A 16,117-nucleotide genomic window follows, 5' to 3' on the forward strand; every position below is an offset into this window, starting at 1 on the left:
GATCTCCCCCTTTCTTTCATCTCACACTATATATTGGCAGGAAACCGAAATATCGTTCGATTCTGTCTCAACAACAGGAAAATAGTCTCCGCATAATCATTCTTTAGAAGGACTACTCTTTTGGTAATATATTGATATAATATTAAAGTACAATTCCCACTTGGCTTGTATATCTATCCAAACGAGCAATAATAACAAATCATACATCGAAGGAGCTTATTAGAAGTCAATGAAAATAAAGATTACACCCTTGTTACGGCTTATCCAAGGCCTGTTGTGGTTTAAAATCCTTGTAATCATTATCGCTGGATGTATATTTATTTCAGCCCAACCGACAGGTGGAGAGTCGCGGTTAATCCATATGGCCTCCCGCACACTATCCATCACACATCCACTTGAAGGTTCTACCGCTCATATGGTCGGATTTGTATTCGGAAAATTGTTCTTTCGATTACTTCCTACAATACTGATCCTGCTGTTTATTGCGACAAAACGGTATAAACTCACCCTTACTTCACTGCTTTTCGTATCCATTTTTGGTTTAAACATAAACGGAATAGACCCTTTCTTTCCCGTTCATATCTGCATGCTTATTTCAATTCTGGTTCACAAACCATCTCGTATGTATTTAAAACAGACACCTTTCCCCGTAAAGGAAGCCGCAGATATATCGAATGCAGAACGGTAGAAAAAACTCCCATGGACTGAAATGGTTCATGTATCAGTCCATGGGAGTTTTTCAGTTCAAATTCGCCTTATTTCAAGCTTTCGCGCGCGTTTCATTGGCAAGTAGCATAAAGCTTAATAACGCACCAACCTCCGCTATAGCGATGACGATAGCCATTGGTATAGGCGTTGTTCCACTGCCCAGACCCACCAGCGGTGAAGCGATAGAGCCCAGCAACAGAGGCAGCAAGCCGAGCATGGCGGACGCACTGCCTGCGGAGCGCTGCTGGCTTTGCATCGCGAGTGAGGTGGTGGTTGTACTCACGATCCCGACACAGGATACAATAAAGAACAGCGGAACTAGAACAGCAAATAGTTGACCCCCGGTAAAGGCCACCGTAAGTAGGCTAATTCCCGCTACAGCCGCAATCAACAACCCCGACAAGAGCAACTGCCGTTCGCTGAAACGGCCGGCAAGCCTCCCGGTCAATTGGGAAAACAGTACAATCCCCAAACCATTCACCGCGAAAATAATACTGTATGTCTGAGGTGAAACCCCGAAAATATCCTGAAGCACGAACGGCGAGCCAGCGATGTACGCAAACATGGCTCCTGTAATGAGCGCCTGCGAGAAGGCGTACCCCATAAAGCGCCGATCCGTAAATAAATGACCGAGTGTACGAAGCGTCTGCTTCAAACCACCCGACGAACGGCGGCTGACAGGCAGTGTTTCCGGTAGCCCCAACACAACGGCAATTAACATAGCCACCCCGACTACGCAAAGCACCATGAACACACCGCGCCAGGATACAAAATTCAAAAGCACACCGCCCAGCACAGGAGCAGCAATCGGAGCCACACCGTTCACCAGCATGAGCAGTGAAAAGAAGCGCGTCAGCTCTTTGCCCGAATATAGATCACGCGCAACGGCTCTGGAGATAACGATCCCCGCAGACCCGGTAAGACCCTGAATAAAGCGCAGCCCGATAAGCACGCCGATATTCGGCGCAAATACGCATAACAGCGAAGCAGCGGCGTACAGGACAAGCGATACGACCAGCGGCCCTCTGCGTCCTCTTATATCACTCAGCGGCCCCGCAACGATCTGCCCGACTGCCAGCCCCAACAGACAGGCGGTCAGACTGAGCTGCGCCAGCGAAGTCGTCGTATGCAAATTGTCGGCTAATGTAGGCAATGACGGCAAATACATATCTATGGACAAGGGTCCGAAAGCGCTCAACGCTCCCAGAACAAAGGCAATCCATAAAATCCGGGATTTGGTCATATCTGCGGCAACCATTACCGTATTGGAAAACCGATTCATAATAACAATCATCCTTTTCTGAAAATATGAAATATCACTTCAACATATTATGATAACATTCATTTTAACTTGCTTCGATCATTTACACGCTAATCCGCAATTTTTTTTCGAAATCGCTACATATCAGGCAGGAATTTACCAATTTAAGGTCGAATCATACCTTAACCAAAACAAAAAAATTTGCGAAAGCTGGAGAATAACTATGGTCTATGATGGAGTGCTGCTTGGTCTCATTGTAGGTCTGTTCAGAGGGGGCTGGCGACAGGGTTTAATCCGTTTCAGCCAAATACATCTCATAGCTGGCTGGATGTTCCCTGTGCTGCTGCTGGTGCAGTTCATTATTTTTTATGCTCAGGAAAAATGGGCTTGGCTCGCGTCCATCAACGGGTATCTGTTTATGGGCATCTATGCGGTTGGATTGATTTTTCTCTGGTTGAACAGGCACCACAAGGGATTCAAGCTTATTTTAATCGGAGTCCTGTTGAATTTTGTCGTCATGGCGGTAAATGGCGGCAGGATGCCGGTCTCGTTGAGCGCTTCTGAGGTACTAGGCCCCTATTATACAGATATGCTTAAATCTGGAAGCGTTATTTCGAAGCATTACATGATGGATGCGACTACGCGTTTATCATTTTTGGGTGATATTATTCCACTCTCCAAGCCCTATCCCCGTACGCAGGTGATCAGTATTGGAGATGTCGTCATGAACTTTGGGATGTTTCTGTTTATTCAAAGTGTCATGGTCGTGAACAAGAAGAAGACCACCCAGCAAGAAACCCATCCCCGCCACGCCTAGTGTGCACCTTATTCCAAGGAAGGGAGTGAACCCTATGAAAAATTTGAAATATTCCCGTGTGATTATCAACGCTATTATCGTCGCTTCTGTCGTAATCGCTTTGACTTCCGGTTACAAAATCGGAGGCTAATACCGATAAGGAAAAGGGAAGCACAGGCTCAACAAAACAGGCTGGATTCCGGCCTGTTTTTTCATGTGAAATTTTCGATTACAAAATTGTAAATTATCCCATTTACCCCCTGGTAGCTTTGACATCAAGATACGACAAGGCAGGAGAATGAAATGATGAGTATAATAAAAAAGCTGCAAGAACGGGTTAGCGCGACGGGATTATACGTTTTTCTCATATGTATGGCAGGCTTGGCCGTCCTCTTGTATACGAACCATTGGTCCTTTATGCATTATTCGCCTACAGAGTGGGTCACGATCTACTCCCTGCTGGGAGCAGTGCTGATTTTGGAGCATTTTACCTTCCAGCTGCCGCCAGCCAGTAACAAGCAATCGATGGATTCCTCCGTGTATCTCGCTTGTATTTTTGTGCATAGTGCTGAAATCGCTATGCTCATTTTATTGTTCAATGTACTCATTGCCGCAATCCGGTATAGAGAACTGTCCTGGTGGAAGCATGCCGCCAATTTTTCCATCTATGCGCTTTCCATTTTCCTGTCTTCTACCGTCTTTGAGCTTAGCGGCGGAACGCAGGGAGGCTTGAACGAAGAGCATTTTACTGCCTACCTACTGGCGCTGTTCTGCTACTTTGCGGTCAATACCGTTACACTGGGTCTCTACTTTTATATTGCTTACAAAGGCTCTCTTCATGAGCTAAAAAGGGCTTTTCTCGCTGAATCCCTGCTTGTTTACTTATGCACACTTATCCTGTCTCTCGTACTGACCACACTGATTTATCATAACGGTATTTTGGGGCTTCTGTTGTTCCTTGCGCTAAGTATGCTTCTATCCCACGCGTTCAAGCAGTTGTTTGCGATGTATCGGGAAATTGAAGAAAAGGCCAACATGGACCGCAGAACAGGGCTGTACAATCACAGTTATTTTGAAAATGCACTCGAAACCGAGCTGAATATAGCCAGAACTCATAATACTCCCCTCAGCCTTGCCCTAATTGATATTGATGATTTCAAAAAATACAACGATCACTTCGGTCACCTGAAGGGCGATCAACTGTTGGGATTCCTCGGAGAGATTCTCAAAAAGGAAACTTCCGACTCCAATATTATCGTATCCCGCTATGGCGGAGAGGAGTTCACTCTGCTTATGCCCGACTATACCGCGGAGCAAGCTTACGAAATAGTCAATGCCATCCGGAAAAGGCTGAATGATTCCCGATACGAGGGCGTCGAAATCTTTCCGCATGGCTGCTTGTCCTTCTCCGCAGGTATTGTGCAGAGCCGCGTCGACATCTATGACAGATCACAATTGGTCGATCTGGCGGATAAAGCCCTATACTACGCCAAGAAGCAGGGGAAAAATATCGTTCATACACATGGCAGCCTGAATGAAGTGGAACGTGAAGTCGATCTCGGACAGGATATTCGTGATATTGAGCAGCAACTTAATTTGTTTTTATACAAGGATATTAATACCTTCAAGCATTCCAAGCGAGTGTTCAAGTACGCAGTAGACATGAGCGAAGTGCTTCAGCTCAGCCAGGAAGACAAGCGTCGTTTTGTACTGGGCTCGCTCATTCATGACATCGGAAAGCTGGAGATCCCCTGGAATATTCTGAATAAAAAAGGGAAGCTGACCGACGAGGAATGGTTTATGGTGAAAGCGCATGTCACTTGGGGCAGAAGAATTGTAGAGGCCAACGAGCGGTTCATGGATCTGGTTCCTTTTGTGGAGCTTCATCATGAACGCTATGACGGAGGCGGCTATCCCTTCAGCTTCAAGGGCGAGCAAATTCCCCGGCTGTGCCGGATGCTGACGATTATTGACTCCTTCGATGCCATGACCACCGAACGTCCCTACCAGCGCACCAAAACGTTAGATGAGGCCATTAAGGAACTGCGTGACTGCTCTGGTAGCCAATTCGATCCGGAGCTAACGGCTATTTTTATCCACTATGTCCAGCATAAGCAGCCCGCTTTCCTGGATTCCATAGAAGCAAACCACTAATTCCATATGCTTGTCCCTTAAGCCCTGCCGTTGTTAAAATCGTCCAGATTTCAACAACGGCAGGGGTTTTCATATTATTTCAAATTTCATATAAGTGTCATAATTCGCTTCATCTATTCCTGCCAAATGCACTATGATTAAAGGTATGAATGTAGGTTTGACCGTATGAGATGTCACACTTCGGGACATCCTCGCTTCAAGTAATCGAGAGAAGGTGAATTCACGGGCATGTTGCACCTGTTAAGACCAGCCCGCACGGCTTGTCTTCTGCTGCTGTGTCTACCGTTACTTTTACTGTTTCCTCACTTATCATGGGCTCATGCATTTATCGTTGAATCCAGTCCGACTGAAAATCAGGTTTTGGACAAGCCGCCTTCCCAGGTAAAAATCACCTTCAATGAGAATTTGCAGTCTGCTTTTATGTCGATGAAAGTGACCGATGAAACAGGAAAACGGGTCGATACAGGTAAAGCGCGGCTTAATCCTGAACATGAAGGCACGATGGAAATCAAGCTGATTCCGGGGATGAAAAGCGGAGTTTACACTGTCAATTGGAGAGCCTTATCGGCGGACGGACATCCGGTCAATGGAGTGATTCCATTTCAAGTCGGCAATGGTTCCAGTGCGCATAAGGACCCCGTTGCCGCCTCCGAAAGCTCGGGAGCATCGCGACCTGACTTAATCGCTACCCGCTGGTTGCTGTATATAGGACTGTCGCTGCTTTTGGGAGCGCTCTGTTTCCGGCTGTTTATCCTGCCAAGCGTGAATCGAAGGAAGGACGTAAGTGAGCAGCAGTATGATCACAAATGGTCAAACACTCCGTTCCCTCGCTGGAGGACGCTGCTATGGAGCGGCTACGGCATAACGTCTGTCGCCATCCTGATTAGCCTGCCGCTTCAGGCATCCTGGGATGCCGGAGTTTCCATCGGGGAGGGCTTTTCGCTTCCGATCCTTGGAGAAGCCCTACAGTTTACGGGTGCAGGGCAAATCTGGTTTATCCAGATGATTCTCGTGCTGCTATTGAGCGTAGCGCTAATTTACGCGCTGGATCACAGCATCTCCGACCGCCAGCGCCGTCTCTGGGGCTATGGCTCCGTCGTCATGACGTTGGGCCTTATGCTGTCCAAGGCCTTCACGGGCCATCCGGCGGCGGCTACCCATCCGGCTCCAGCCATCGCGGCGGACTTCGTCCATCTGACGGCGGCAGCCTTTTGGGTTGGCACACTTGCCGTCATGGCAGTGTGCCTGCCTGTTGCCGGGCCAGAGCTGCCCGAGTCTGAGCGGGCAGCTCTGCGGCAAGCGGCCCTGCGCCGCTTTGCCGGCTGGGGTATCGCCATGGTGGCGGCGCTGCTCGCCACTGGCATTTATGGAGCCGTGCTGTACGTCCCGGCTCCCTCCATGCTGCTGAACACGTCCTACGGACTCGTTCTGCTCGGAAAAGCAGCGCTGCTGCTGGTTATGCTGGCCTTCGCGGCCAGCCAATTCCGCAGCGCCCGGCAAGCGGCGGCAGCCAAGCGTGCCACCGGGGGCTTGCGCATCGAGCTGTCCGTCGGCCTGCTCGTGATGCTGTTGGCGGCGGTGCTTACCCACCTTTCGCCGGGTCAGGCACCTGCGATGCCGTTTGAGGAAACCCGCACCGCAGGCCAATACAGCATCTCGCTGGCGGTTAGCCCGAATGCTGTGGGCAGCAATGAATTCAAGGTAACCGTGCGGGATGCCAAAGGAGCTACCGTTCAGGGCATCCAACAGGTCACACTGACACTCGTCCCGGCCGACCCTGACAAAGCCCGGCAGGAATTTGTTCTCCCTGCACAACAACAGCAGCCATTCCTAACTCAAGAGCTCCTGACCGCCGAAGGAACATGGACTGTACAGGTACATGCTCTGACCGCATCATTGGATGCAGTTGACGCTGAATTTACTCTGCACGTAGGTGGAAAAAGATAATCATTATATTGTTTAAAGGAGCAAATGATATGAATACAACGATTCAAACGGTAAAATCCAGATTTTCCAGACTTGCGACCTCTATGGGTCTGATTGCAGCAGGTGCTTTACTTTTTGCAGGTATGGCCAGTGCCCACGTGACGGTCAAGCCCTCCGTTTCACAGCCTAACGCTTGGGAAACGTACACGCTGAAAGTACCTGTCGAAAAAAACATTCCAACCACCAAAGTAGCTTTGAAAATCCCGAAAGAAGTCGTTTTCAAGCAGTATGAGCCTGTACCGGATTGGAAAGTAGCAACCGAAAAAGACAGCTCCGGCAAAGTAACCACCGTTACCTGGACGACCGACGAAGATGGCATCCAGGCGGGGCAATACCAGCGTTTCAGCTTCGTGGCACAAAATGCAGACCAGAATACTGAAGCCGCATGGAACGCTTTCCAATATTACAGCGACGGAAGTATCGTGGAATGGACAGGCGATGAAGGAAGTAACAATCCGCATTCCATTACAAAAATCACGGCTGATGCCACATCCGAGGCTCCTGCGCCTGCCGCAGACAGCGGACACGATTCAGCAGGCACCGCAGCAGGCCATGCGAGCACAGACACGGCCAAGGATAGCAGCAGCCCTGCACCCGCTTCGAACAATGCTACCGAAGCTGCGCCTGCCGCCGCTGCTCCCGCCAGCTCTGCCGCACAAACGACAGCACTCGTTCTCTCGATCATCGCAGTCGTGCTTGGTGCAGTAGCCATCGGCATTGCGCTTAAGCGCCGCAAGTAATCTTTGTTTGCAAAAGCTGGCACCTATATAGACGGTGTCAGCTTTTTGTTCTATTGCTTATTAAACTTGCAATATGTATACAGCAATTACCCATCGGCTGGAAAATTGAAATTTATTCTATTTTTTATTTTTCATCTTGTATTATTCTCATAAAAAATTTTAATTCAAAGTCGGTTACTCCTAAGTAATTGACTTTTTTTGTATTCTACATAGAATTCGAAGCAGTGTATATCATTTTAACATTCACCTATCTATCATTTTTTTGGTAAAATAGTAGAAACCTCACGATTCTAACATGATAGCTTTGCAATCTATGATGCATAGGAGAGTATAAGATGAAAATCGTAAATAAGGCCCTCTTATCCAGTGCCATCTTTCTGAGTGCCGCGGCAGGCATCTATAGCCCGTCTGCGCAGGCAGATGCGGGGCAGGTCAGCATTGTGCTGGACGGATATCCGCTGCCTTTCCCGGTACAGCCCGCAGTGATGAGTGGCACGACGATGGTTCCCTTCCGTGCCATTTCCGAAGCTCTCGGCATTACTGTGAAATGGGATCAGGCCAGCCAAAGCATTACCGCCACCAAGTCTCAAGGCTCTGCGACCAAGCAGGTGGTTCTGAAAATGGGCAGCCGCAATGCTACGGTAGACGGACAGACAGTGCAACTAACAGCCGCGCCACAAACGGTGCGCGGCAGTACAATGATTCCGTTAGGCTTCTTCGGACAGCAGTTTGGAGCCACGGTCAACTGGAATCAGGGAACGCGGACGGTATCCATTACATCGCCGCGTGAGTCTATGTATACAGTCGGATTTTACGCGCTATCTTCCTTCGACCAAAAATCCAAAATACCGGATTTTAACGCGGTAGCCTTCGGCTGGAGCCGAATTGATGCGAACGGACAATTTACGACCAGCGGCAAGGAATACAAATGGCCTCAAGCCGCCGACAATGTAACACCAGAGTCCATTGTGCGGGAGGCAGACAGTCAGGGAACTTCCCCTTACCTGATGGTCTATTCTGGAGATGGCAATCACGAGCTGACCAAAGTTTTGGAAAATGCACAGCTTCAGGAGCAAACTATTTCCCAGATCGTTAGCACCGCCACTGACAAGCAGTTCAAGGGCATTACGCTGGATCTGGAGGGACTGGGCTGGAGCGGAGATAAAGCCAAAGCGCGTTCAGACTACAATGCCTTCATTCAAAAGCTGTCGGCCAAAGCGCATCAGGCCGGACTCAAGCTCACCGTCGTCCTGCATCCGCTGAACAGCTCTTACTCAGGCTACGACTATAAGACGCTGGGCAATCTGGCGGACGATTTGATCATCATGGCCTATGATTACGGACAAAAAGCAACGCCTGAGCCACTCGATAAAGTGGACGAAGCCATAAAACTGGCCTTGAAGGAAACCTCGCGAGACAAGCTGATTCTAGGCATCTCTATGGGTAGCGAAAAAGACAGCACCGTCAACGCCAAGATCGGTCTGGCCAAACGTTATGATCTGAAAGGCATCGCCATCTGGCGACTGGGCATCATTGGAGAAACCGCCTGGACGCAGATGAACGAATCCATCGAGTTCAAATAAATAAATCTCACAAAAGCGTCTCGCCCTTATTCCGCCCGCTGATGAATTTCATGCATCTTCCACGCGAAGCTCTATGAGATCATCAGCGGGCTTTCCTCATTTCCCACTCCAACAAGAAGACTCCCCGCACTTGGAATTGGCCGCCACAGGCCCGCAGATCTGTTCCACATAAAAGACACCCCAGTCTCTCATAAAATCCAGCAACGGCCTCAACGTATCCCCCAACGGGGTAAGCGAGTATTCCACACGCGGCGGATTCTCGTTATAGATTTCACGGTGTACGATACCATCACGTTCCAGCTCACGCAGCTGCAAGGTCAGCATACGCTGCGTAATATTGGGCAAGGTCCGTCGAATTTCGTTATACCGGCGCGGTCCCGTGGTCAAATGATATAAAATGACCCCTTTCCATTTGCCGCCGATAACCCCTACGGTTTTCGCTACCGGACATCCAAAGTTCACGTTAACTGTATTTTCCATCTCTTGCGTCACGGTTTTCCCTTCTTTCTGCCGATTGTAGACCCAAAATTTTCAGACTTATAACAAGGAACAAATATGTGCGTACTTGTTCCTGCGAAAAACTTTTTATATGATGACTATACATTCGATATCAGCTCTCATTATAGTAGCAGAAAATAAATGGAGCACCAACTCAACCCAAACCGGAAGGAGTACACTTCATGTCTAATACATCAGCTAAAAAACAGGAAATTCTGGATGCCTTTCTGTTCAGACATGCTACCAAGGAATTCGATCCTGATCGCATCATACCGGAGGAAGATTTTCAATTTATTCTTGAAACTGGGCGACTTTCCCCAAGCTCCGTCGGCTTTGAGCCGTGGCGATTTGTGATTGTACAAAATCAGGCATTGAGAGAAAAGCTGGCTGCGGTTTCAAGCGGCGGGCAAAAACAGATTCCTGCGGCCAGCCATGTCGTCTTGATTTTAGCACGCAAGGATGTCCGTTATGACTCTCCTTATGTGGAGTATATGTATAAAGAGGTTAAAGGGATGTCTGAGGAAGACTTTGCCTCACTGCCGGACCGATACAAAATTTTTCAGAGTGAAAATCAGCGCCTGCTGGAAAACGAACGTACGTTATTCGACTGGGCATCCAAGCAGACTTATATCGCCTTGGGCAATATGATGACAGCGGCGGCTCAGATCGGCATTGATTCCTGCCCGATTGAGGGATTTAACTACGAACAGGTGCATGCCATTTTGGAGGAAGAAGGACTGTTGGAGAACGGACTGCTGGATATCTCGGTCATCGCTGCCTTTGGCTATCGGGCCCATGAACCCAAGCGGGAAAAATCCAGACTGCCGCTGGAACAGATCACACGCTGGATTCTGTAACTAATTATCCCCTTATTAGACAATGACACTGGAACATAAAAAATAACAAACAGGCGGGCTTGCGGCATTTCATCTTAATCATGAATATGCCACAGCCCGCCTGTTTCATGTGATCCTAATGATTGGTTAAAATTTTTTCTATTTCGATACTTTTGTTTATATCTGGAGCTAAGTTATCATATATAATGGTATGTATCCGCTTAAAAAGGAGTAGACTATTTGTGGGGAGATCAGATAAATTCACAAGAATTATTCTTCTGGATGATGAAGAGCCGGCTTTAGATTATATGAAGCGTCTATTTAGTAAAATTGAAAACATACATATAGTAGGTTCATTTATGAATCCACTGGAAGCAAAAGAGCAAATTCTTCTCGAAAATATAGATGTAGCTTTTCTGGATGTAAGCCTGCCTGAAATGAACGGCATTGAGCTAGCAAAGCAAATTCAGGTTGAAAAGCCTCGTCTCCATATTGTATTCGTAACGGCCTACGATGAATATGCCATTCAGGCCTTCGAAATTAATGCACTGGATTATTTGATCAAACCAGTCACCACAGATCGCCTCATTAAGACCCTAAACCGTATTCCGGAACGCGATGGTCATCCTGCGCTCCAGCCTTCCAGTGACCCTCCTCTCCGGTTACAAGTCTTCAGAGAAGTCGCGGTTGGATTAACAAATCAGCAGTCAACGGCTATACAGTGGCGAACGAAAAAATCACAGGAGTTGTTTCTATACCTACTTCAGCATCATGACCAGTTTGTTCGAAAATCAGCACTGATTGAATTGCTCTGGTCGGAACATGATGAGGAGAAGGCTTACTCTCTTCTATATACTGCTACTTATTACCTCAGAAAAGCTATGGGCCCATATAAAGACTATTTAAAAATTGATAATACCAGTGGCGGATATATTCTAAATACGAAAAATATACTACTGGATAAAGAGGAATGGGAGTACAGCCTGACGTCTGCTCCACCGATTAGCCAGGAAACAATTGATGACTATATCAAAATAATGAAGTTATACAGAGGCGATTATTTACAAGAATACGATTTTTGGTGGGCTGAAAGCGAACGTCAAAGACTTCAAAAAATGTGGATAGCTACCTCATTAAAAATGGGAGAATGGTATAACAAAAACGCTCAGCCTGACAAGGCTATCTCTCTTTATGAGGATATCTGCAACCGACACCCTCAAGCAGAGGATGCGTATTGGGATTTGATGAAAATATATGCGGATATGAAAAAGGATACCTTGGTTAGCCGGTGGTATGATTTATTATTATCCGTTCTATGGGAAGAACTTCATGTGAAGCCAAATGAACAGATCACCGATTGGTATAATCGATGGAAAATGACGCATGTCTAGTTCCGTGCGTCAACTAACAATCTGCAACCTATATATGATACGGATATCATGCAGAAGCGTGCTTTTTCCAGCCATCCTGCATGATATCCGTACTTGACAAAAGTCGTCAGTCTTCCTTTTTCTTCTCGCGGGGAATATGAAAGCTGACGGTTGTTCCTTGATCGGGATGGCTGCTGATATGCAGCCCGTCACCGTACATTTGCTTTAGGCGCCGATCTGTATTTAGCAAACCGACTCCTCTTTCTTTATTCTGATGGGTCAGTATATTGTCCAGCTTCTCCTGATCCATACCTACTCCATCATCTATGATTGCTATTTCTGTACCCTTCGCATGGTCCGTGATACGAATATGCAATGTCCCTCCACGGACACGCTTCAGAATGCCGTGTCTAACGGCATTTTCCGCAAGTGGCTGGATCGAAAGGGGCGGGAGATGCAGGCTCAACTCTTCATCCACTTCCCAGACGATATTCAATCGGTTTCCAAAGCGCTCCTTCTCGATATACAGATAGGACCGAAGGAGTGCCAGCTCATATTCCAGTGAAACGACACGATCCAGGTTTCGGGAATTGAAGCTCCCTCTTAGGTATTTTCCAAATTCCTCGATCAGAACGATCATTCTTTCTCCATCCGTCTCACTCAACGAAACGATCGTGTTCAAGGTATTAAACAAAAAGTGTGGCCTGATTTGTGCCTGTAGCCATGCGGCCTCCATACGAAGTCGTTCACTTGCGGATCTCTTCACTTCCGTCAAGGCATGAACCCTTGACTTTAATTCCAATGAATCCACGGGCTTCGTAATATAATCGTTAGCCCCTGCTAAAAAACCCGTATACAGGTCCTCCCGCTGGCTACGTGTAGTCAATAAAAGAACAGGAAGCTCGGAAATTGCGAAGTACTCCCTCACACGACGAGTTAATTCATAACCAGACATTTTCGGCATCATCACGTCAGCTATAACCAGATCCCATTCTTGATGATCCAGTATCCGCAATGCCTCCTCACCACTGGTAACGGTGACTATATCATAGGCGTCCGTAGCGAGAATTCCCTCCAGAATTTTCAGGTTTACAGGATCATCGTCGACGGCTAATATTCTGGATCTTGGGGTACCCGTTGCGACTGGCATAACAGCCTTTTTAGAGGGCAGTATAGGAGCTGCGCTCGCTGCATACTCCATATAAGCCCCCTCATCCCCTGGTATCTCACCGACTATAGGCGAATGATCCAGAGGAAGAGTGAAGGTAAAGACCGAACCTTTTCCCACTTCAGAGTGAACCCCCAAGGTTCCCCCGTGCAGCTCAATGAGCTGCTTGCTGATGCTCAGCCCCAGTCCCAGCCCGTCTCCAATCACCGTCAAGTGTGACGTTCCTTGTTCATAGGGCTGGAATATTCTCTGCTGCGTCTCCTCATCCATGCCAACTCCCGTGTCCCGAACGTGGATATGGGCCATCCCGTCCCGAATATCTGCTTGAATCGAGATCGTTCCTGCATTCGTATACTTGACCGCATTATGGAGAAGGTTGAAGAAGATTTGCACCAGCCGATTCTCATCCGCCAACACATTGGGGAAATGATCTGGAATCGAGATAACCATTTCCAATGATTTACCATCTGTCATGAACCGGAGCATGTCCAGTACACCGGAAGCTACCCCTTGGGGCTTCAAACTGCGTTTTTCCAGGCGAATATCCCGTTCTCGCAGGCGCGTTACGTCAAGCAAATCATTAAGCAGCAGAGACATCCGCCGACCCACGGTGATGAGCAGCTGCATGTTGCTCCTGTTCCGTTCATCCAAGGTATGGGTCTGACTATCCAGCACAGACTGCGCTATATTGATCATTCCGTGCAGAGGATTTCGCAATTCATGTGAGGTGTTCGCCAGAAAATCATTCTTAACCTGATCCGCTCGCTGCAATCTATCCGACAAACTTCTCAGTTCGGTGTTCGTTTGGAAGAAGTGCTTGAACCAGTATGAGGCGAAGCCTAGAAATGCCAGCACGATATCCCAAGGGTAGTATGGAAGGTCATTCCACAATACTGTTTTGAGAACTCCCCATAATATGCTGGACCCGATGCTTATGGAGGCAAGCAATAGAAAAATAGCGCCTTTTTGACCTCTGAATGTCTTGAAGAAAGCAAACAAGGGAATCGTGACACAAAACGTAATAATTCCCAGCAGCAGCATAATCATTAGAAAAGAACCGATCTCCTGTGGAGGCATAAATAAAATCAAGATTGCAAAAATACACTGTCCCGCAAAAACAGTCTGAATAATTCTGGACCTCACCAACAGGAGCTGTGCAAACTTGAGTATGCACAAAGCGATCCCTGTATAAGAGAGCAACAACATCTTAAGTGTAAGCTCCAGGCTGACTGGAAGCCAGCTCAGCAGCAACCTATCATCGTCCATCAGAATGGATAAAACGGTAAACACCACAATACCTGAAAAATAGAGCAGTGACTTTTTATGAGGTCCCATAAAAAAGATGATGCCCGCATACAACCCATGCAGCAACAAAATAATACATACGATCAACTGCATAGTAATTGAAAAGTTAGTCCGGCTGCTGACCGCCTCTGCGCTTCCGAACATAATCGATTTTGCAATTCCCCCATTCGCAGGGAAATCAAAATTGGATGCCTGTATGACAATTTCAATGGCATTCCCATCCGCTTCAAAGATAGCAGAATAGGGAACAATACTACCTATATGGTGTTCAGGTTTATCAGCCACCTGACCCTCTTTACTGATTAACTGCCCATTCACAAACAGATTGGATGCGGTATTAATCCTCGGGATGCGAAGCCCGTACAACGGTGCTTTTGGGGAGTCAGTCAAAATTAACAGCCGGTAGCTCCCGAAGCCATATGCAGTATGATCAGGTGAATGCAAAGCAGCATTCCATTTTCCCGGAACACGAATCCACTCCCGCTGCTCTTTCGCTGGTAAGGATTTTAAAAGATCCGGTTTTGATAGATTCCCTGCATAAAATTCCCATTCTCCCTTTAACGGAATAGTCTCACGGCCTTGCAAATCCCAGCCCCGCAAGTCCAATACTCCTTTTTTGGCCTCGGGATACTCCTGTCCTTGATAATAATGAAACCACAGCATACGGAAACCAGTGATCATAAGCACAAATAACACCGTAATCAGGAATATTTTTCGTTTAGTCATCATGTATTTATACATTCGATCCATTTCTTAAATTTCCTGTACCGTGCTCCACGATCAGGATACCCTTGGAGGCCAGATTATCCAGGCATTCCTGCATATAAGCATCGTCATGCTCCGCATACGCGCCGACAGCCTCCAGTTCCTCGCCATGTAGCATTTTCTTCTCTAATGAATCAGCCGATCAGCATACGGATACCTGTCAGGACAATACCGATCAGGAAGCCTGTAACCGCGCCGTTAATACGTATCCACTGCAAGTCCTGCCCCAGCTTGTCCTCCATCAGAGCAATCAGGGAATCGTTATCCATTTTATCTACATTTTCGCGTACCAGATTACCAATCCGACTGTGGTTGGCTTCCACCAGCTCGGTAATGCCTGCCACAATTCTAGAATTGATCTTGTCCAGCAGCTCGGTATTCCCTCTCAAATCAGCCAGCATCCGATCCAGTAGCGGCAAAATATAGGTCGTCACATAGCTGCCGTCTTCCATATAGTCCAATAAACGTACGCGCAGCTCTTCTATCTTACTGAGCACCGACGCATCGCCTTCCCAGGTACCCACGAGTTTGTTCTTCCAGCTGTTCAATCCTTCCTGAACCGTATCTTTCGCCGCCAGACGGGTCAGCTGTGTTTTCAGACCGTCCAGCACGGCCTGACGGCGCGGATGTTCTTCCCTTTGCAGCTCTGCAACCTGATCCAGCAGGAAATGGCGAATCATTTCACCCATGCGCTCTTCATTCAGATAGCCAAGGAACGCGTTCAGGGCAAATTGCATCAGCCCGCTCACCTGCAAACCGCTCACAGCCTGCATTCCCAAGGTACCCAGCGTGTAGCCCGTTTCCGGCTTCAAAAGCCAGGATTCGGCCTGCTCCAGCGTGTAATCCAGCGCGCGCCGGTCATAGCCCTTCTCACTGGTTTGACGAGCAAGCGCCTCCAGCAGCGGTCCGGCGTCAAAGTCTGTCACCTGCCGCTTGATCTCGGCCGC

Annotated in this window: 13 protein-coding genes; 8 read left to right on the forward strand and 5 right to left on the reverse strand. The window is 47.8% G+C overall.

Annotation, left to right across the window (positions count from 1 at the left end; all coding sequences use genetic code 11):
* The first annotated feature begins 229 nt into the window (after positions 1 to 229).
* The gene (locus L696_RS0108300) at positions 230 to 688 is read left to right on the forward strand and encodes a hypothetical protein (protein ID WP_025683238.1); all 459 of its coding nucleotides are present in this window, start codon (positions 230 to 232) and stop codon (positions 686 to 688) included.
* 72 nt (positions 689 to 760) lie between these two features.
* Here L696_RS0108300 and L696_RS0108305 read toward each other — a convergent pair whose 3' ends face one another.
* Entirely contained in the window at positions 761 to 1,990 is a 1,230-nt protein-coding gene (locus tag L696_RS0108305) for a multidrug effflux MFS transporter (protein WP_025683239.1), read from the reverse strand.
* Positions 1,991 to 2,192: 202 nt separating this feature from the next.
* On the opposite strand from L696_RS0108305, the gene L696_RS0108310 reads away from it, so the two are divergent.
* From L696_RS0108310 to L696_RS0108335, 5 genes are all read left to right on the forward strand, one after another.
* Entirely contained in the window at positions 2,193 to 2,786 is a 594-nt protein-coding gene (locus tag L696_RS0108310; protein ID WP_025683240.1) for a DUF5317 domain-containing protein, read from the forward strand.
* 282 nt (positions 2,787 to 3,068) lie between these two features.
* The gene (locus L696_RS0108320) at positions 3,069 to 4,919 is read left to right on the forward strand and encodes a bifunctional diguanylate cyclase/phosphohydrolase (RefSeq protein WP_081750701.1); all 1,851 of its coding nucleotides are present in this window, start codon (positions 3,069 to 3,071) and stop codon (positions 4,917 to 4,919) included.
* 228 nt (positions 4,920 to 5,147) lie between these two features.
* Positions 5,148 to 6,866: a copper resistance CopC/CopD family protein gene (locus L696_RS0108325; RefSeq protein WP_025683242.1), complete on the forward strand. Its 1,719-nt coding sequence runs from the start codon at positions 5,148 to 5,150 to the stop codon at positions 6,864 to 6,866.
* A gap of 29 nt (positions 6,867 to 6,895) precedes the next feature.
* On the forward strand, positions 6,896 to 7,645 hold the full coding sequence (locus L696_RS0108330) for a YcnI family copper-binding membrane protein (protein ID WP_025683243.1): 750 nt from the start codon (positions 6,896 to 6,898) through the stop codon (positions 7,643 to 7,645).
* Positions 7,646 to 7,980: 335 nt separating this feature from the next.
* Positions 7,981 to 9,228 carry a stalk domain-containing protein gene (locus tag L696_RS0108335; RefSeq protein WP_025683244.1) on the forward strand — a complete coding sequence of 416 codons (1,248 nt, stop codon included), beginning with the start codon at positions 7,981 to 7,983 and terminating at the stop codon, positions 9,226 to 9,228.
* Positions 9,229 to 9,324: 96 nt separating this feature from the next.
* Here L696_RS0108335 and L696_RS0108340 read toward each other — a convergent pair whose 3' ends face one another.
* Positions 9,325 to 9,720, reverse strand: coding sequence for a winged helix-turn-helix transcriptional regulator (locus tag L696_RS0108340; RefSeq protein WP_025683245.1), 396 nt, complete (start codon positions 9,718 to 9,720; stop codon positions 9,325 to 9,327).
* Between the two features lie 188 nt (positions 9,721 to 9,908).
* Between L696_RS0108340 and L696_RS0108345 the strand changes: the two genes are divergently transcribed.
* Both L696_RS0108345 and L696_RS0108350 read left to right on the forward strand, forming a co-directional pair.
* Positions 9,909 to 10,583, forward strand: a complete 675-nt coding sequence (locus L696_RS0108345; RefSeq protein WP_025683246.1) for an NAD(P)H-dependent oxidoreductase — start codon at positions 9,909 to 9,911, stop codon at positions 10,581 to 10,583.
* A gap of 221 nt (positions 10,584 to 10,804) precedes the next feature.
* On the forward strand, positions 10,805 to 11,953 hold the full coding sequence (locus tag L696_RS0108350; RefSeq protein WP_025683247.1) for a response regulator: 1,149 nt from the start codon (positions 10,805 to 10,807) through the stop codon (positions 11,951 to 11,953).
* 106 nt (positions 11,954 to 12,059) lie between these two features.
* Here the strand turns inward: L696_RS0108350 and L696_RS0108355 are convergent, their stop codons facing one another.
* The 3 genes from L696_RS0108355 to L696_RS0108365 all read right to left on the reverse strand — a co-directional run.
* The gene (locus tag L696_RS0108355) at positions 12,060 to 15,155 is read right to left on the reverse strand and encodes a hybrid sensor histidine kinase/response regulator (RefSeq protein ID WP_245233316.1); all 3,096 of its coding nucleotides are present in this window, start codon (positions 15,153 to 15,155) and stop codon (positions 12,060 to 12,062) included.
* Complete coding sequence (locus L696_RS30315) at positions 15,139 to 15,288, reverse strand: hypothetical protein (protein ID WP_155985340.1); 150 nt, start codon at positions 15,286 to 15,288, stop codon at positions 15,139 to 15,141. The genes L696_RS0108355 and L696_RS30315 overlap by 17 nt, the downstream gene beginning before the upstream one ends.
* 16 nt (positions 15,289 to 15,304) lie before the next feature.
* Positions 15,305 to 16,117: DUF445 family protein (locus tag L696_RS0108365; RefSeq protein WP_025683249.1), on the reverse strand; the 813-nt coding region annotated here is incomplete at its 5' end.

This window comes from Paenibacillus maysiensis (assembly GCF_000520815.1).
Classification (GTDB): Bacteria; Bacillota; Bacilli; order Paenibacillales; family Paenibacillaceae; genus Paenibacillus; species Paenibacillus maysiensis.